Source organism: Heyndrickxia sp. FW510-T9 (assembly GCF_058781025.1).
Map to the genome: position 1 here is coordinate 1 of NZ_JBYSWK010000011.1, position 18200 is coordinate 18200.

The following is an 18200-nucleotide window of genomic DNA, read 5'->3' on the forward strand; positions in this document are numbered from 1 at the left end:
TCATTCTATCCAATCTTTTTTGATATTTTTAATAAAATTTCGCTTAATTTGATTTAACAAACGAATTCCTAGATTTGTTGTACCATTCTTCGACATAAAAATTCTGCAATATAGTTTTTTTTCATTATACAAAAAGAAACCCTATAAAGAGACTTTTTTTCAAAGCGTCTACTCTATAGGGTACTTTTTATTTCGAAATCAGTTTTAGTTAGTCATTATTTAATGTCAAGCTGTACTTGAGCGCTGTTCACTTAAAGACTTTTTTCGGTCCGATTGTGTTAAAAAACTAACTACAAACATTACGATAACATTTGCAAGAAGAGCGATTATTCCAATATTTAAATCTTGAATTACACTTGGAAGGGATGGAAACAACATAGCCATTGTTGTTTTTGTAAAGGTTACATAGATTACTATTGCTACGCCCACAAACATTCCAAACCCTGACCCGTATTTTGTAATTCGATTATTCTTCCTTAAACTTAAATACAAGGAAGGTGCCATTTGTGTAATCAAGCTGAATGATGTTAAATACAAGGTTGCGAGTGTATTACTTTCACTCATCGATAAAAACGCACATAAAATCGATAATAAAACAACGAATATTTTTGCAGATACAGCTTTCTTTTTATCCGGGAGATTCGGTTTAATCGGTCCAATAACGTTAGTAGTTATCATCGTTGCCGCTGACATTAACATCATCGATCCTGGAACTAGAGTGGCTAATAGACCCGTTGCGCCAATAATTCCAACAAACCATGGATCAAAGGTTTTCATAGAAATTTGTAGCAATGCAAAGTCACCATTTTTCAAACCAGGAACGTTAACAATAGCGGTGAAGCCTACGAAGTAAACGAATAAAACCATCAGTGCATATATAGGAAGTAATATTGCATTTAATCGAAACGTTTTGGCACTTTTCGATGCATAGATAGTAGGTGCATTATGCGGCCACATAAAATATGCAAATGAGCTTATGGCAACCGTTGAAACAAACCATGAAACACTAAGTCCTTTTTTAGGAAGAGTTAGGGCTCCTGGTTTCACTTCATTAACTGCTTGGAATAGCCCCTTAAAACTATCGTGATAATGGATAGGCAAGAAAATACCTAGAAACAATATTACGAAAAATATCAATACATCCTTAACAGTAGACGTCCATGCTGATCCGTGGATACCGGAAACCATTACATATGTTAATAACGCGATCATCCCTACCCAAACAGCAACTTTCGAAGGGATCGCACCATAGGAAGTGGCTTCCACTAATATTCCCATTGATTTAAAAAGAATTGTAATGTATGGAATTAACGCTACAACCCCTACTATTGCAACCAATACCCCGAGGCCTGTACTATTATATTTCTTCGAGAAAAACTGTGATTGAGAAACAATATTATTTTCTTTCGCATATCTCCAAATTGGAGGTAAAATCCAGTAGGAGGTAATCGTTCCAAGGGCGGTGAAAGCTAATAGATAAAATGCAGCCGCACCATTATTAAACGCTAATCCGCTCGTTCCTAATAAGGTAAAAACCGAGTAAGTTTCACCAGCTAATAGTAAAAAGACGAAAATACCTCCAAAACCACGCCCGCCAATAGCCCATTGTTCCATACTCATATCTTTTCCGCGTTTCGCTAAAAAACCCAACACGATGCTTATGACTAAAAATAACGTAATGATTACTAATGCCGTATTCATTTATTCACTCTCCTTATTGATTGGATCTAATCGATAAATGATAAACATGATTATGGAACAAAGAACTGCCCATAAAATAATCCAAAATAAGAAAAATGGTACTCCCAATACGTATGGTTCTACTTTATTTACAAAAGCTGCTCCACCTAATATTGCAATAAACGGCAGAATTGCTAATAAATAATACGCTTTCATTTTCACCATCCCCTTTGATCAAAAATGTCTTACTATTTCGCAGCTGATCCCGGAATAAACTTACCAAAACCAGGATTTTGAATTACATCTTCTCCATTAAAGACTTCTTCTCCCCTGACAATTGTTGAGACTATTTTGCAGTTTAACTCTTGTCCATTAAATGGAGTTAATTTGGAATATGATTTAAATGATTGTTGATCAATGACTGTTTGTTGATCGGGGTCAATCACCGTAAAATCAGCATCATACCCTACATTAATTTGCCCCTTACCTGGTATCGAAAATACTTCTGCTGGTTCAATAGCCATTAAGTGTGCAAATTCAATAGGAGATAATGTGCCATTCGCTACGGTATGATGGAACATTAAAGGTGTCATAATCTCAACCCCTGGTAAACCAGATGAAGCTAGAAAGATATTTTCATTGCCTTTTGTTTTATGTTCTTCACTCCACGGAGCATGGTCAGATGAAATTAAATTAATATTTCCTTCTTTTATGTGCTTCCATAGCCCTTCTACCTCATGCTTCTCTCTTAAAGGCGGGTTGTTTTTTGCAATCGGACCGAATTCTGCCAAATCATCTACATCCATCAGTAAATATGGATAGCAGGTTTCACATGTTACTTTTACACCCTGTGCTTGGAATAATTTGATCATGTCAATGGTTCTAGGATGACTAACGTGTACAATATGAAGCTTAACATCTGTCCAGTATGCGAATTCTAATAGCTTTAACACGGCACTTGTTTCTGTTACAGGAGGACGGGTTTCATTATGAGCCTTAGGATAAACCTTTCCTTCTCTTTGATATTGATCAATTAAATCTACAATAATTTCATCATTTTCAGAGTGAAAAGCTGCTCGAAGACCAGTCTCTTCTATTAATTTCATTGCTTTTAAAATCTCAGGGTCTGGTATTCTTGGAAAACGATACTCATCTGTTTCAAATGTGGACATTTTAAATGCAACAGCTCCAGCTTCTGCTAAAGGAATGATTTGATCTGTCCCACCTGTTTTAGAAATGGTTCCCCATAAACAAATATCAACAACAGCTTCCTTTTCTAATTGCTCCACTTTCTTTTTGAACTGTTCTACATTATTAATTGGATTTGGTAAATCATAAGGCATATCTAAGAATGTGGTAATTCCACCTGCTGCGGCAGAAGAACTAGTGGTAACAAAGCCCTCTTTCGGATTACTGAAGCAATGGACGTGGACATCGATCGTACCAGGAAAAACATAAGCATTTCCGAAATCTTTCACAGTTTCTGATGTGAAATCCCCATTTCCTTCGTGCACACTGACGATTTTCCCATCTTTTATTCCGATTTCACCTTTCATTACTTTATCTTTTAATACAATTTTTCCGCGAACGATAGAATCTACTTTATTCATAAGAAACACTCCTTTTAGATTTGACTTTCAATCTTCTTGGCTGCTAATTGTAATGCTTCAACGATTTCTTTCGTATCTTTTGCATTCATTCTTTCTCTTGGTCCCGCAATACTTAAGGATGACACCAGTTTCTTATCACTATCAAAGATTGGAACACCATAGGAAACGACTCCAAAATCAATCTCACTATCTGAAAAGGAATACCCTTTTTGACGAATGTCCTCTAAATCTTTCAACATATCATCAAGATTTAATATGGTGTGATCTGTATGTTTTTTTACGACTCCTTCCTCAAATAATTGTGTTATGAATGGAGGATCCATATAAGCTAGAAGTGCCTTGGAAGATGCTCCACCATAAATTGGGACAATATTTCCTTGTTCAGACGATACCTTGATTGGATGTCCTGATGGAACCGTAGCTAAACATACTGCTTGTAATTTCGAAGGAACCAATAATATCGAGGTTTCTCCGGTTGACCTTGTTAGCTCTCTCATCGCTTCTTGTGAAATGACCGGAAGATCTATATCCATTTTGACGATCTTCGCCATTTTCAAAAAAATGTAACCTAAGCTATACATTCCAGGAGAATATTCAATGAGATAGCCTTTTTCTTTTAATAGTCTCATATGTCTATAAACGGAACTTTGTGGTTGATGTAATCTTTCCGCAAGATCCGCTACAGATAATGATCTTGTTTCAAAATCAAACTGCTCTAAAATTTCTAATGTTTTTTCAGCACTCACTTAAGAACCTCCACTTACACATCATTCATTATCACTATTTGAAAATCAATTATCATATATTGATAATAACACCCATTAAACAATTTTAGCAAGCGCTTTCTTTTTCCATTTTTCAAAAAAAGAGAAAAAATGTACTCAGTATAAGATCAAATGAGTAAGCGCCTTGCTCATCGGCGTACGGATGAGTGAAATTTGAAGTTTAATTTCACCTTCGTAGTCTTCGACTGAGATAAAGGAAACCGTGCTGAGGTAGTTCTTCACGAGCTATTGAAAATTGCACTACCATTTTCACCGAGTAAAATTTGAAGTTTAATTTTACCAAGTGAAATTAGCTCTTCAAATTTCACCTGATGTTGACTTATCGTAGGGAAGAGACGGAGAAATCCGCTAGTCGATAGGTGCTATTGAAATTGTAGTGCAAATTTCACCTGAAGCTAGACGTAGACAATTTTTTCACAAAAGTTATCCACAGCGTTAAATTTTATAATTTCATAATCAATAAAAAAATCCATTAATCAAACTTCACGATTAATGGATTTTTAATTTTATACATTTAAATGACTAGAAGGATTTGGAGAAGTTCAATACTGCCTGAAGCATCGCCTGTGCCCCTTGGTACAAATCATCTTTCGTTGCCCATTCCTCTGGACAATGACTTCTTCCTTCCTTACAAGGAATAAAAATCATTCCAACAGGTGCAATCAGAGACATTTGATTAGCATCATGCCCTGCCCCACTAGGTAATTCGATAACCTTATCAGTCACAACCTTACATGATTCTTTTAGTAACGATTTAATGTTATCACCGATTATGATTGGCGCAGATTGTGAAATTGGCTCCACTGCTGTTTGCACCTTTCTTCTTGCTGCAATGGATTTCACATTAGCAAGGAAACCTTCTGCAACAGCTGCCATCACATTTTCCGAAATACTTCTAATTTCCACTCCAAATTCAACTTTTCCCGGTATCACATTGGAGGCATTAGGAAAATTATGAATCGTTCCTACGGTTCCAACTACAGGTTGTTCTAAGGCTACATTCGCTTCCTTCTCTAAAGCAAGAATCATTTCAGCAGCTGCTGTAAGCGAATCAACCCTCATGTCCATTGGAGTAGTTCCAGAATGATTCGGAAATCCTTCCACGGTAATTTTATAACGCTGAATGCCTACTATTCCTGTTACAACTCCTAGGCTAGCTTGCTTGTTTAAGAGAACAGGTCCTTGCTCAATATGCAACTCAAGATATAAGGCAATAGAACCTTCGTCTCTCCTACATCTTTCAATATTCTCTGGTTCCCCACCTGCAAATTTAATTGCTTCGGCTAAAGTTTGCCCATCTGAATTTTGATAAGTAAGCATCTCCTTACTAAGATTACCTGACCAGGCACGACTGCCAACTGTTGAGAGCCCGTATTCCGATGGTTCTTCAGCTGTAAAATCTACAATCTCAATAGTATGTTTGAGTTGTATATTCCGTTCTACTAGTGTTTGGACGACTTCTAATCCTGCCAAAACCCCTGCGATGCCATCAAATCTTCCCCCATCGGGTACTGTGTCGGTGTGTGATCCGATAACAATTGGGTGAAGATCCGGTTCTGTTCCTCTCCATCTACCAATAACATTAGATGCTTCGTCCACTTCTACTTCCAATCCAATTTCCTGCATTTTATTTCTTAACCATTCACGGCCTTCATTATATTTCGCAGTAAAGGATCGCCTTGTCCATGGTTGACCTTCTACTGTAATTTCCGCTAGATCATTAATGAAGCCCCATAATCTTTCCTTGTTTATCATTTCAATCCCCCACTTCATAGATTATTTTTTCAATAATGCTGACATTCTACTAGAAGCTTCCATGACTTTTTTCGCTAAATTTTCCATTGTCACCATCGTGAACTTTTGAGTGACTCCTAAAATACTAACGGATCCTATTACACTTCCCGCTTTCGAAAAAATAGGAGCAGCAACAGCACTAATGCCTAAATCTAGTTCACCATGGCTAATCGCAATACCGTCTTGTCTTATTTTTTCCAGCTCGTCTTTAAGTATTTCAGGGGAAATAACCGTGTGATCCGTGAATTTCTCTAAATTATTTCCATCTAGGATTTTATTTTTCATTGTTGAAGGTACAAAAGCTAAAACAACTTTCCCAGATGCAGCAGCATGCAGAGGAGAGAACCTCCCAATGATTTGTGTAACATGTACGGAGTCATTACTATCTATTTTATCTAGACACTCTACTTTGCCGTCTACTAGTACGGAGAGAGTTACCGTTTCATTACATTGCATAAATAATTGTTCTAGCTCTGGGCGTAATTTTCTCTGCAAGGATTCGTTTTGATCGAATCTATCTACAATCAAATTAAATTCTTCCACGCGCAAACCGTAGTTGCCATTATCCTCTTGATAAACAAATCCTCGATTTTTTAGTGTTTTTAATATTTTAAATAAGGTTGTTTTATTTATATTTAGCTCTTTAGATAATTCCCCAATTGGTATCGCTTTTTTTAAAAAGGAGAGATGTAATATTACTTGTAACCCTTTATCTAGTGTCAATAAAATATCTGTTTGCTCATTTTTCATTGTTCAACTTCCTTAACCTTCTTCATCATTAAATGTTGAGCATTATAACAAATACAATCATATTTGTTTTCAATCTTAACTACCAAATCATAGTCATATCCATAACAGTCCATAATCACATAATTCGGATGATGCTGTTCCAATGTCGCATTTATCTCGTCTAATACCTTTTCAGATTTTGGCTGAACCGCAACAAAATGTTTTTCCCCTAACACCTTGCTCCATTTCTCTTCAGCAGTTTGCAATTGTTCTTTTATTGGTACAAAAATAACAGTCTTATCTTCGCTTTTGATATTCTCTGCATTTTTCCTCAGCTCATTTATAGGGTAAATTATTTCGGCAAGTACAGATGAACAGCTAAACTCGCTCATGCATAATACAGCAATATTTTTCGTTGTATGATCATGTTTTTTTATAAGTTCCTTAACCTTTTCTTCGATGATTTCATGGTTTATATTCACTGTACCGTTTTTTAACACAACGTATAATTTTTCTGCGCCCTCTTCTTTTTCTAACAGCTCAATCTCCTCTGGAGAAAGTTCATCCAGCGCTCCGATTAAGTTAAAATCCCTTATTCCTTCTGAATGAAACGGTTTTAATAAATCTTCTCTGGGAGTTTGTCCTATTGTGATTAATGTAATCAAAACCTCTCCTCCTTTTCCGTTTCTATTATAGAAACGGACATTTCTATTATGATTCCAATGTTATATTACATAAATATCAATTGTCAATTTAATAAAAACATTATAAATACAACATCAATCCATTTTTATTTTTTTGAGAAAAGTATGTATATAACTTCCGCACTTGGAAACATATCACTGAGGTGATGTGACTTTAAAATACAAGATTATATGATAAACAGGAGACGATTGCCAACATTAAAAATTAAAGGCATTTTTGTGTGAGTTTTATATAAAGTAGAAATTTATATTTTTAAATAAATTCCTTAGAAACTTCTTAAAAAACTTCATTATTATCTCACATTTGGCTGATATAGTTCGTGATATGAATTCACTTAGAGAAAAAGTTTTGAGATATGAAGATAGTAAGAACTAGTTTTCTATGCTGGATTGTTTCCTAATACCTTTCCCCAGAGATTCATAATGAGTCCATCAGTTTAGCAAAGCAGGAACGGTAGCTATCAGTGGAACGAGTGAGGGTCATGAACTGGACAAGTTAAAGATCGAAACAAAGCAGTTTGGGATTAAGGGACGGAATGCAAAAAATATATTTATTAATGATAGTTCCATTCTGGTGAAGAAAAAGGAATTGGTATTGATATCTAATAAGGGCTGGTGGAAAAACATTATCAATTGAACGACAACAACAAATTTTAACAGGGTTAAAAAAGGAAGAGATATACGTTTGTTGAAGCGATTGAAACTATACATTTAAAAATGAGTGGGAATTGCAGTTGCCAAACAAAAAAATAAGGGGGCTAACAAGATGGAAGCTGTAAACGTTGAAAATATAACGAAAGACCAAAGTTTAATTTCTGATAAACGCAAAAAAGCATCTCTTTATCAATCGGTATGGAGATGGCATTTTTATGCGGGGATTTTTTTTGCGCCATTGATTATTTTTTTGTCAATAACGGGAGGAATCTACCTTTTTAAACCACAAATTGAATCCTATATGTATCATAACCTATATTATGTTCAACAAGGGCAGCAAAAAATTGCACCTACTGAACAAATAAATGATGTTAAAATGAATTACCCAAATGCAGAAATAACCAGCTTTAGACCTTCGTATGAAGCAAATAGATCGTCTGAAGTTGGTATTAACGACAATGGGGAAAGTGTGACGGTATTCGTAAATCCGTACAACGGAAAAATCATTGGAAAATTAAATGACAATGATCGTTTTATGGCTTCAGCTAGAGCCCTACATAGCGGTGAATTATGGGGCGGTACTTTGGGAAAACGTTTGGTGGAACTATGTGCTTGTTGGGCTATTATCTTAGTCATTACCGGTGTTTATCTATGGTGGCCGCGTAATAGAAAATCTCTCTTCGGAACATTGATACCCCGATTAAGAATGTCTAAAGGGAAACGTATGTTTTGGAAAGACTTACATGCAGTGACAGCTATTTGGTTATCTTTATTTATTTTGATTCAATTATTTTCAGGATTGATGTGGACGGATATTTGGGGAGGAGCGGCAAATCGGGTTGTTACTGCTACCGGTTCCGGTAGTCCAGTTGGAATCTATCCTTGGGAATCGTATGCATTCCCGAAATCTACTATTCAATCAAAAAATGTTGCAAATGTTCCGTGGGCAGCGGAGAATTTGCCAGTACCAAAGTCAGGTGAAAAAGGTGTAACACCAATTTCAGTTGAGAAAGTAATACAAATAGTAAAGAACAATAATGTTCATGCTGGTTATAATATTGCATTCCCAGAAGGTAAGACAGGAGTATATACAGTTTATCTAAACCCAGCAGAAGTATATCCTACTCTTATGCCTTGGGCTCAACAGACATTGCACATTGACCAATATAGCGGAGAAGTTTTAGCTAATCTCGGATGGAAAGATTATGGAACACTAGGAAAATTGATCACCATGAGTATAGCCTTTCATGAAGGTGATTTTGGCCTATTAAACCAGATTTTTATGCTTGGATTAGTTATTGGTATTATTATGATTGTTGTTAGTGGTGTTGTCATGTGGTGGAAACGAAGACCTAAAGGGAAATTAGGCTCTCCTGCATTGCCGAAGAACTTTAAGATGTTAAAAGGTGTGGCATTGATTGTCCTTATTCTTGGCATTTTCTTCCCTTTGGCGGGTCTTTCTCTTTTAGTGGTTTGGGCCCTAGATTATTTAGTTATTAAAAGAATCCCGAAACTAAAACAATGGATCGGATAGGTAATACTTTCTTCTCTGGAGGTGTGATACGTCACATGAATAAATTATTATCAACGTTTTTGGTAATTGCTACTATTTTAATATTATCAGCCTGTTCAGCAAATAGTAGTCAAGCAAATAAGGAAACTCCCAAGATGGTAAATGTCGAAATTATGATACCTGGAAAGATTTCTTCCCATAAAGCAAGTGTATTGAGTGTAAAGCTAACCCAGGGATCGGAGATTGTGGACGATGCAGATGTGGTAGAGTTTGAAATATGGAAGGCAAATAAAAATGAAGAAAGCAAAATGATTAAAGCCCATCACGAAAAAGGCGGAGTATATAGTATTAAGACAACCTTTAAAGAAGATGGACTTTATTACGTTCAAACCCACGTAACGGCTCGTGATCTACATGTGATGCCAAAGAAACCGTTTATCGTAGGAAAAGCTACGGAAGAGGAGCTAAATTCACTTAAAGAAGAATCTCAAAATCAAGAGCAAAGCCCAAATCATAGTCATCATCATCATTAATTCAATGTGAATCCGGTTTTCATTTGAAGACCGGATTTTTTATTAATATAGGAAATAATGTATGGAAATAAAAAAAAATACTAATGAAATTTTTCTTTATTTCATTATGTTTTTAACCTTTTGTGACATAGTTATCCCCCTGTTATTCACTTATGTACGTTTGGCGGATTCGCTAGACTTGGAAAATCCCGTCCTTCGTTGCTTCTGTCAACTATTTTACTTTTAAATAAAAAAAGGAAGAGACTAATCATGAACAATAAATTGGTCTCTTTTTTTAATGAAAAAAAGATGGATAAGTTTGTCGTACCGAAACTAGATTACAAATACAAAGCTGTCCGCCCACATGGACAAATCACCCATTTGTCCATGTGGGGTGCCTGACACCACACATGGACACCACTCCAAGACAACTCTCCAAAATATTTGTAGTGACCTCTTTTTAAATTTGTCATTCACTACATATGTATAAGATAGGAAATGTTAAGGAGTGGAACCTGAGATGAGCGTAGAATTTTCAGGAAGAACAAGGAAGAAAATATTGGAGTCCATGTCACATAAGCAATATGACTTATTGATTATCGGCGGCGGCATTACCGGTGCGGGGATTGCCTTGGATGCCGTTACGCGTGGTTTGAAGGTGGCACTGGTGGAAATGCAGGATTTTGCCGGAGGGACCTCGAGCCGTTCAACTAAGCTAGTTCATGGCGGGCTCCGCTATTTAAAGCAATTCGAAATCAAAGTTGTGTCCGAAGTGGGGAAAGAAAGGGCGATTGTATATCAAAACGGGCCACATGTGACAACGCCGGAGTGGATGCTGTTGCCGATTCATAAGGGCGGAACTTTCGGGAGAATTACCACTTCCATCGGCCTTCGTGTATATGATTTTTTGGCAAGGGTAAAAAAAGAAGAAAGACGGAAAATGCTTGGGGTCGCTGATACGCTTCGGAAAGAGCCATTACTAATGAAAGATGGTTTAAAAGGCGGCGGATATTATGTGGAATATCGGACAGATGATGCCCGCTTGACCATTGAAGTGATAAAAGCTGCTGTAGAAGCTGGTGCTGATATTGTCAACTACACAAAGGCGGAGTCGTTTTTATATGATTCTTTTAAAAAAACCAATGGAATGATCGTGAAGGATACCCTGTCTAATCAAACAAATAACATTTTCGCCAAAAGGATCGTCAATGCAGCTGGCCCATGGGTCGATGAGGTTCTCAAAAAGGATTTTTCCAAAAATAATAAGCAGCTACGCTTAACAAAAGGGGTACATATTGTTATCGACCAGAGCATTTTCCCTTTGCAGCAATCGATATATTTCGATACACCTGATAATCGAATGATATTTGCGATTCCACGTGATGGAAAGACATATGTTGGCACAACCGATACCTTCTATGATCAGGATATTCAGCATCCGAGGGTGACTGTAGAAGACCGAAAATATTTAATTAATGCCATCCACTATATGTTTCCTAGTGTCAGCATTTCCGAAAATGATGTGGAGTCCAGCTGGGCAGGTGTCCGACCACTTATTTATGAGGAAGGCAAGGACCCTTCCGATATTTCCAGGAAGGATGAGATTTGGGTAGCGGAGAGCGGACTCATTACAATTGCCGGTGGAAAATTAACAGGCTATCGAAAAATGGCGGAGAATGTCGTCAACCTTATTATGAAACAGCTGGCTAAATCGGAAGGGATGACTTTTCAATCTTGTCAAACCGACAATCACCCTATATCAGGCGGCAATTTCAATCAGCTTGATGATTTTATTGATAAAAAAGCAAAGAAAGCTGTTCTTTACCATTTAACCGAAGATGAAGGCAGAAAGCTTGCTCCTAAATACGGAAGCAATGTTGATCATTTATTCGAATATGCCAAAAGTATGGACCAACTATTGCCACCATTTGTATACGCTCAACTTATTTATTGCATTGAACACGAAATGGTCGTGAAACCAGTGGATTTTTTCATTAGAAGGACGGGCAGCCTTTATTTTGATATCAAGTGGGTTCAGCAATGGAAGGACCACGTAGTCGAGGAAATGAAGGAAATCATGGATTGGACCATCGAAGAAACACAACAGTTGAAAAAGGAATTGGAACAGGAATTAAAAAATGCGGACACTCCGGAAAGTTGTTAGAATATTTAACAAATAGAGCGTAAAAAGCGGACTGTCCTTAATAATTGGCTCGCTTTTTTACGTGTAGGTGATTTGCCCAGCACTCACATAAATTATTTTCTTTTCTTAAAACCATTCCACATTTGAACTGCACGGAAATTTATTTGAATTGCACAAAATTATCCTTGAACTGCACGAAATTTTATTTGAACTGCAGGAAAATGCCCGTGAACTGCACGAAATGGGTATTTATACCTATTTTCGCAGAAGTTGTTCTAGTTGATAGACTCTTGCTTTTCCATTTCCAAAGCTCGGTAAATTCATCGACTTGATAATATTTGTCGCTATCATTCTGGACGGAAGCTGAAGAAAGTGTTGAAGCTCCGGTTTTGTAATAGTTGTGCTGATTAGAAGGGCATAGTCTTTTAGTGCATTTATGTGTTCAGTTTTGGAAGTAACTTGACATGCTGAACACACCCATTTCCCATGAACCCTTTTCATCGGAAGCGCCGAACAACTATTACAATAGACACCCGTTAAAATTTCGCTTTTGGAGATAGTAAAATTTTTGAGAGCATCATAGTCTTCTGGAGTGTGTTTTTTTAAAAGAAGCTTGGACAGTTTGGCCAACTTTTTTTTCGTTAAGTATTCACGTTTATGCAATTTCTCCAATTCCTGTATCTCGAATATAAAATTAGCGGCTTTCATTACTTTTGGATACCTTTGAAAATTTCCAATTGATTTGATTATGGTGGAAGGATTACTGATAATGACATGGGGAATGATTGGGATGCTCGGGAATTTGTTTTGCTGTAGCCATTCATTTAACTGCAGTTGATGTCTTTTTGCTTGGGTTATCGGATCTTGATATCCCTTTTCTTTGTCATTATTTTGTTGGATGAGTTGGTGGAATCGAGAATCGAATGTAATAATCCCACTAAAGTATTTTATTTCGGAAATTACAATGAAAAAAGGGCTTGTGATTAATGTGTCTATTTGGAAATGGTGATTGCGGCTGCTCAGTAACCTTAAACCATGAAAAATAAAGTATTTTTTATCATCTAAAAAACTTAAATGATAGTCAAATGACTGCTCCCCATAATAGCCACTTCTCCTTTTGTTCAATTCTTCTAAGATTATTTCCTTTTTGTGGTGCGCTTTAGCTGTTCTTAGGTACAAAGCCTCCAATTTTTGAATTTTAATCGGGATATCCCGCTTTTTTACAATCATTTATCCAACTCCTTTCGTGTTATATCGTCCAATTTCTACTAAAATTTTGAAATTCCTGCTTGAACTGCACGATTTTTTTGTTAACTGCATGTTTTGTGATCGCATTTGCACAAAATATAAAAGGAACTGCACGAAATGTATTACCAACTGCACGGATTGGGTATTTAGACCTAAAAACCTAGCAACTTGCTCCAATCAAATGAATTGCATGTCTTACTCCCCTATTTTCCCCAAAAAATTGCCTTCACAATTCAACGACTACCCATTTTTAAAATCCGAAACGCATAAAATACGACCACTTGGACACATTATCATCGAGGTGATGTGAATGAAAAAGGCTACGATACTATTCCTTTTTATTTTTCTAATTGGTAACTCTTCATTTGTAATGGCGGAAAAGGTTGATCTTCGCAAAATAACCGAAATTCAGGCTACAAACCCAAGTGTTTTTATCAAACTAGTGACACCTACTGTGACGGATGTGGTAAAAAAGGAATATGGTGAAAAAGCAACCTGGACACCAGATCAGATTACGAAGCTATCGATCCATAATGACCACACCGTGAAACCAACTAAGCGCTGGTATGTGGTAAAAATGAAAATTTTTGTCCCATCCCCTGATACTGGTAAAAAACATGCCGACTTGGTCATTTTAAAAATTGAAACAAAAGCCGATTTAGTGAAAGTGACGCCAAATGAAGAGGTTAGTGACGCTACTGTAAAATTATTGGAATATGTTCATGATTTTAAATAACAATTTTTTCTCCAAAAGGGAAATGGCGGGACGCAGCATGTCGCATGCGTGAAAAATATGTTGGTCAACCTGTTTTTGCGAAAGAGGAGCAGGTCGGCCAACTGTTACTTACTGGCTACTCAAGCAATCGCTCATAATGTTAGTAGTCTTTTGTTGCAGGCTCTGATAAATATTAATGTTGGCGCTTAAACTGCCTTATGTGTAAACGTTCACTTGTGAATAAAAAAGCTGAAAAATCAACATCAATCATTAACATAACCTTACCTCTCCAAAGTTACATTCCCCGACATAATCAGACAACTTTTAACAAAATTTCACAATAAAGTTACTCTGCGTTACTTGAAAGCTTCCTATTTTGATAGTAAAATAGTTTTATGCTTATAATAGTATAGGTCTATTTATTTTGTGCCTATAAGGGTAATGGAGGGTCAAATGGGAAGAGCAGAAAATAAGAGTGGAAAAAAGAAAAAGAAACTTAAAATTATTGGATATAGTATTTTGGCGATTGTTGTTATTCTTTTAGCAGTAGGTGGGTATATGTATTACCAATTACAGCCTGCTAATCATTTCAATAAGGTTCCTGTTGTGGGCGGTGCGGACAATGGAACTAAGCAAAGTAATGCAGCTTTCAATGTATTATTGCTCGGTACGGATGCACGAAAAGGCGAGAAGGCAGCTCGAACGGATTCGATCATGCTTGTTCATTTGGATCTAAAGAAGAAACAATATCATGCTGTAAGTATTCCTCGTGATACGAGAGTTCACTTAGATGGCTATGGATATACGAAAATTACAAGCGTGCAATATATTATTCAGGCAACTAAAGGAACACAAGAAGGCGTAGAAGCTGCTGTTAAAGCAGTTAGTGAGTTAACTGGGGTTCCTATCAATTATTATCTTGAAACCAATTATTGGGGTTTTCAATCCATGGTTAATGCAGTTGGGGAAGTTAATGTAAATGTACCTTTTGATGTAAAATTAACACATCCATGGAATAAAAAGAACAAAGGTTATGTTTTCACTGCTGGAACCCATTCATTGAACGGTGAAATGGTAAGTGAACTTGTTCATGAACGTTATTCATTAAAAAATGGAGACTACGGTAGACAGCAATTGCAACAAGCAGCATTAGTGGGAATTGTAAAATCTGCTTTAAGTCCAAGCAATATTTCCAATTTACCATCACTATCAAGTTCTGTTTCAGACTTTTTAATTGCAACGAATATGACAAAATCAGATATAGCAAGTTTAGGTTTAGCTATGAAGAATCTTAATGTTAACGATATGCAATATCATCAGATTCACGGCGAAGGCAAGAAAATGTACAATGATATTTTAAAAGCAAATGATTCTGAGATTGTGCTTGATCCACAAGAAATTAAAGAAGTTGCTAAGTACTTTAAATAAGAAAAAAGGTCACCACTCCTCTAGAATGGTGACCTTTTTTTGCTTCAAATTAATATGTGATAGCCATTTTATTTTGATTTCCCCATATTCTATTAAACTTATTTTTGCTGATTTTAACTTTCATTTGACCAGTCCAGCAATCATTATAATAGAAATTGTCTTTGTCAAATCCGGTTAGAACTAGTGCGTGAACTTTGAATCCGTGCATTGGGGAAACCCAAACGACAACTGGTTTGTTATTTAACAATTGTTTTTCTAACTTTTTATCCCCTACCCCAGTTAAATTTTTAGCACTTCCAGCATATTCCGTGACTAAATCCGTTAAAGCTGACGGGTAAATGGTCCAACCAGAATCCGAATACGGGTCACCGACATACCCTACATTTGGATCAAATGCATTTCTCGGCATTTCATCAGCCAATGTTGTCTTGTCTATGTCTACTCCTTTATATTCTAAAAGCATGGTTACTGCGGTTATTTCACATCCAGTCGGCAGCTCCGGCAATTGACTTATTAGAGGAACATCTAATTGTACTCTAAAATTATTATTAGTTTCTTCATCTACAGTTAACGGCCTAGGATAAAACGGATTCACTATGTGCTTAGGAGTATTTTTTTTCACCTCAGCAGCGGTAGGACCAGCTACTCCTAATTTAGTATTATACATATTGATGCCACATCCCATAAGCAAAAACGTAGAAAATATGGAAAGAGAAATCAAACTCGCCGCTAATTTCCCCATATTTCTGGTACGCTGCTTATTGACCTGTTGCTCCATACATACTCTCCCCCTTTGGTGGTTGACACCATTTTTATTTATTAGATTATGAAAATAGGAAAATGGTTTCATTATTTTTATAATAATGTTATTTTTCTGGAAAATACGCGTGATTTTCCTAGTAGGAAGTATTATGGAGATGGTAGTGGGATAATGAAGAGTCTATGAGCAGGTTTTTCGTGATGTTTTTGTTTTAATAGAGCTTGTGATTGATATTTTATTGAAATTCTACGATTTTGCTTTTTGTTGAGGTAAAATTTGTTTGGCGGGACTTTTTACCCAATTCGTGCGGTAGAGGTATTGGTTCGTGCAGGACCATCCTAATTTTGGTCAAGGTTACGGTTGGATTTTCGGGAGGTTTATCCGGCGGTTCGTTCAGTTAAACCATTTTTGTTGATACCAATTTGTTAGGTTCATCCACAATTCGTGTAGATGAACCAAATGCGTGCAGGTTCATTAAATGTTTGATTGTTTACTTGATTGGGAATCAATAGAACCGTCCCCATGTTTCGTGGGACTTTTTACCCAATTCGGTCGATTCAAGCCTTGTTTCGGTCGGTTTATCCTAAATTTCGGGCGGTTTAATCATCATTTCGGGCGGATCATCCAACGTTTCGGGCGGTTGAACCTTTCACATGTTTGTTTCCCCCATGTTTTGGGTAGTTGAACCATCAATTTATGCGTTTTTCCTAAGTTTCGTTCTGTTCACCTAACTTTTCGTGTAGCGAATCATCGTTTCGGGCGGATTATCTAAAGTTTCGAACTGTTGAACCAGATCAGTGCAGTTTCATCAGTCATAATTTGAAACACGAGAACCGTCCCCTTGTTTTCCCTTGTTTTCTTAATATATTCCGAATCAAATGCACATATGGAACGTCTAATATAAAAAGGGGGGAATTTCCATGCGGAAAATAGGGTTCGTTCTGTTAGTATTACTAACATTATCCGGATGCTCTTCATCAACTCATATCTCTATAGATTGGGTGGATTTCATTAAATGGGATGGTAAGAAGTATGATGGAATTGGTACAGTAGCTTTAGCCGATGAAAAATATATAGGAAAAAAGATCGGCGAGGTAAGATTTAAAGTAGCAGATAATGTTGATGATCCAAATTATAAAACGAAAGACGGGGACGCTGCTTATCACGAAAAAGGAACTGCGATTTATGCTATTAAAGGGAAGCCACAGCTCTTGGCAGTAAAGGCGGCAGGTGCGGTTCATGGATTTCGTGTGTACTCTGTGCAAACGGATGATGAGTCTGGTTGGAATTTCAAAGATATGCCTTTAAGTAAAGTAAACCGTATTGAAATTTATAAAGACCATAATGCGGAAAAATTAGAACGTATTAGAGAAATAAAGAACAGCAAGAAAATTCAGCAGTTCCTTACTATTTTAAAAAATGGCAACACACAGCCAGATTATAATCCCAATACCGCAAATGGAGATCCTATTTACTATGAAATGGTTTTCTACACGGATGAACCCATTGCTTATAAGTTTTGGCTCCAATTTGATGGGGTACACTATTTCTGGGGTCCATGGGATACAGCCGTTCTATCCAATGAAATAGAAAAGTTTATTATCGATTAGCTTTGAACTCCCTCTTATTAGACATGATAGAAGAGGGAGTCTTCTTTCGGAAAAGATGAAAACTTGTCCTACCTTAAGATGCAAGATATAAAAGACGTACTTTTATTCTAGAAATTTAAAAGTTACATTACCTTTATTGATGTTGAAATGCTGTCTAAACCCTATTCTCATTCATCCAAGCAACGCCATAATCTACTATTTTTCTCATTGGAATTAGATAACACTTTGCATCCCCAAATTCCCCCTCTACCACATCGTTTGTAAGATGGTATAATATTCTAAATATTAATGTTCCAATTTATGCAAACATGAAGA

At 36.6% G+C, this 18200-nt stretch carries 16 protein-coding genes; 7 read left to right on the plus strand and 9 right to left on the minus strand.

Annotated elements, in window-relative coordinates; genetic code table 11:
- Positions 1-225 precede the first annotated feature (225 nt).
- From AC3WJF_RS07860 to AC3WJF_RS07890, 7 genes are all read right to left on the minus strand, one after another.
- Entirely contained in the window at positions 226-1701 is a 1476-nt protein-coding gene (locus AC3WJF_RS07860) for a sodium:solute symporter family protein (protein ID WP_492450942.1), read from the minus strand.
- On the minus strand, positions 1702-1896 hold the full coding sequence (locus tag AC3WJF_RS07865; protein ID WP_492450944.1) for a DUF3311 domain-containing protein: 195 nt from the start codon (positions 1894-1896) through the stop codon (positions 1702-1704). It lies immediately after the preceding gene.
- 32 nt (positions 1897-1928) lie between these two features.
- Positions 1929-3290 (minus strand): hydantoin-5-propionate amidohydrolase, encoded by a 1362-nt coding sequence (locus tag AC3WJF_RS07870; RefSeq protein ID WP_492450946.1) that lies wholly within the window; start codon positions 3288-3290, stop codon positions 1929-1931.
- A 14-nt stretch (positions 3291-3304) separates the two neighbouring features.
- Entirely contained in the window at positions 3305-4036 is a 732-nt protein-coding gene (locus AC3WJF_RS07875; protein ID WP_492450947.1) for an IclR family transcriptional regulator, read from the minus strand.
- 561 nt (positions 4037-4597) lie between these two features.
- A complete protein-coding gene (ertE, locus tag AC3WJF_RS07880) occupies positions 4598-5830 on the minus strand; it encodes an N-carbamyl-l-glutamate amidohydrolase ErtE (RefSeq protein ID WP_492450949.1) in 1233 nt (410 codons plus the stop codon).
- A 21-nt stretch (positions 5831-5851) separates the two neighbouring features.
- On the minus strand, positions 5852-6619 hold the full coding sequence (locus AC3WJF_RS07885) for an IclR family transcriptional regulator (RefSeq protein ID WP_492450950.1): 768 nt from the start codon (positions 6617-6619) through the stop codon (positions 5852-5854).
- On the minus strand, positions 6616-7263 hold the full coding sequence (locus tag AC3WJF_RS07890; protein WP_492450952.1) for an AroM family protein: 648 nt from the start codon (positions 7261-7263) through the stop codon (positions 6616-6618). Before AC3WJF_RS07890 ends, AC3WJF_RS07885 begins: the two co-directional genes overlap by 4 nt.
- An 805-nt stretch (positions 7264-8068) precedes the next feature.
- On the opposite strand from AC3WJF_RS07890, the gene AC3WJF_RS07895 reads away from it, so the two are divergent.
- From AC3WJF_RS07895 to AC3WJF_RS07910, 4 genes are all read left to right on the plus strand, one after another.
- Positions 8069-9490: a PepSY-associated TM helix domain-containing protein gene (locus AC3WJF_RS07895; protein ID WP_492450954.1), complete on the plus strand. Its 1422-nt coding sequence runs from the start codon at positions 8069-8071 to the stop codon at positions 9488-9490.
- Positions 9491-9525: 35 nt separating this feature from the next.
- The gene (locus AC3WJF_RS07900) at positions 9526-10002 is read left to right on the plus strand and encodes a FixH family protein (RefSeq protein WP_492450956.1); all 477 of its coding nucleotides are present in this window, start codon (positions 9526-9528) and stop codon (positions 10000-10002) included.
- Between the two features lie 249 nt (positions 10003-10251).
- Positions 10252-10383 carry a hypothetical protein gene (locus AC3WJF_RS07905; protein ID WP_492450958.1) on the plus strand — a complete coding sequence of 44 codons (132 nt, stop codon included), beginning with the start codon at positions 10252-10254 and terminating at the stop codon, positions 10381-10383.
- A 118-nt stretch (positions 10384-10501) separates the two neighbouring features.
- On the plus strand, positions 10502-12145 hold the full coding sequence (locus tag AC3WJF_RS07910; protein ID WP_492450960.1) for a glycerol-3-phosphate dehydrogenase/oxidase: 1644 nt from the start codon (positions 10502-10504) through the stop codon (positions 12143-12145).
- Positions 12146-12379: 234 nt separating this feature from the next.
- Here the strand turns inward: AC3WJF_RS07910 and AC3WJF_RS07915 are convergent, their stop codons facing one another.
- A complete protein-coding gene (locus AC3WJF_RS07915) occupies positions 12380-13354 on the minus strand; it encodes a nuclease-related domain-containing protein (protein WP_492450962.1) in 975 nt (324 codons plus the stop codon).
- 328 nt (positions 13355-13682) lie between these two features.
- Here AC3WJF_RS07915 and AC3WJF_RS07920 point away from each other — a divergent pair, with 328 nt between their 5' ends.
- Both AC3WJF_RS07920 and AC3WJF_RS07925 read left to right on the plus strand, forming a co-directional pair.
- Positions 13683-14108, plus strand: a complete 426-nt coding sequence (locus tag AC3WJF_RS07920; RefSeq protein WP_492450964.1) for a hypothetical protein — start codon at positions 13683-13685, stop codon at positions 14106-14108.
- 432 nt (positions 14109-14540) lie between these two features.
- A complete protein-coding gene (locus AC3WJF_RS07925; protein WP_492450966.1) occupies positions 14541-15515 on the plus strand; it encodes an LCP family protein in 975 nt (324 codons plus the stop codon).
- A 49-nt stretch (positions 15516-15564) separates the two neighbouring features.
- Here the strand turns inward: AC3WJF_RS07925 and AC3WJF_RS07930 are convergent, their stop codons facing one another.
- On the minus strand, positions 15565-16293 hold the full coding sequence (locus tag AC3WJF_RS07930) for a C39 family peptidase (RefSeq protein ID WP_492450967.1): 729 nt from the start codon (positions 16291-16293) through the stop codon (positions 15565-15567).
- 902 nt (positions 16294-17195) lie between these two features.
- Between AC3WJF_RS07930 and AC3WJF_RS07935 the strand changes: the two genes are divergently transcribed.
- Positions 17196-17885 (plus strand): hypothetical protein, encoded by a 690-nt coding sequence (locus AC3WJF_RS07935; protein ID WP_492450969.1) that lies wholly within the window; start codon positions 17196-17198, stop codon positions 17883-17885.
- Positions 17886-18200: the final 315 nt, after the last annotated feature.

Coding starts and splice junctions, on each gene's coding strand:
- AC3WJF_RS07860 (WP_492450942.1), bottom strand. CDS start 1,701: ATGAATACGGCATTAGTAATCATTACGTTATTTTTAGTCATAAGCATC.
- AC3WJF_RS07865 (WP_492450944.1), bottom strand. CDS start 1,896: ATGAAAGCGTATTATTTATTAGCAATTCTGCCGTTTATTGCAATATTA.
- AC3WJF_RS07870 (WP_492450946.1), bottom strand. CDS start 3,290: ATGAATAAAGTAGATTCTATCGTTCGCGGAAAAATTGTATTAAAAGAT.
- ertE (WP_492450949.1), bottom strand. CDS start 5,830: ATGATAAACAAGGAAAGATTATGGGGCTTCATTAATGATCTAGCGGAA.
- AC3WJF_RS07885 (WP_492450950.1), bottom strand. CDS start 6,619: ATGAAAAATGAGCAAACAGATATTTTATTGACACTAGATAAAGGGTTA.
- AC3WJF_RS07895 (WP_492450954.1), top strand. CDS start 8,069: ATGGAAGCTGTAAACGTTGAAAATATAACGAAAGACCAAAGTTTAATT.
- AC3WJF_RS07900 (WP_492450956.1), top strand. CDS start 9,526: ATGAATAAATTATTATCAACGTTTTTGGTAATTGCTACTATTTTAATA.
- AC3WJF_RS07905 (WP_492450958.1), top strand. CDS start 10,252: ATGAACAATAAATTGGTCTCTTTTTTTAATGAAAAAAAGATGGATAAG.
- AC3WJF_RS07910 (WP_492450960.1), top strand. CDS start 10,502: ATGAGCGTAGAATTTTCAGGAAGAACAAGGAAGAAAATATTGGAGTCC.
- AC3WJF_RS07915 (WP_492450962.1), bottom strand. CDS start 13,354: ATGATTGTAAAAAAGCGGGATATCCCGATTAAAATTCAAAAATTGGAG.
- AC3WJF_RS07920 (WP_492450964.1), top strand. CDS start 13,683: ATGAAAAAGGCTACGATACTATTCCTTTTTATTTTTCTAATTGGTAAC.
- AC3WJF_RS07925 (WP_492450966.1), top strand. CDS start 14,541: ATGGGAAGAGCAGAAAATAAGAGTGGAAAAAAGAAAAAGAAACTTAAA.
- AC3WJF_RS07930 (WP_492450967.1), bottom strand. CDS start 16,293: ATGGAGCAACAGGTCAATAAGCAGCGTACCAGAAATATGGGGAAATTA.
- AC3WJF_RS07935 (WP_492450969.1), top strand. CDS start 17,196: ATGCGGAAAATAGGGTTCGTTCTGTTAGTATTACTAACATTATCCGGA.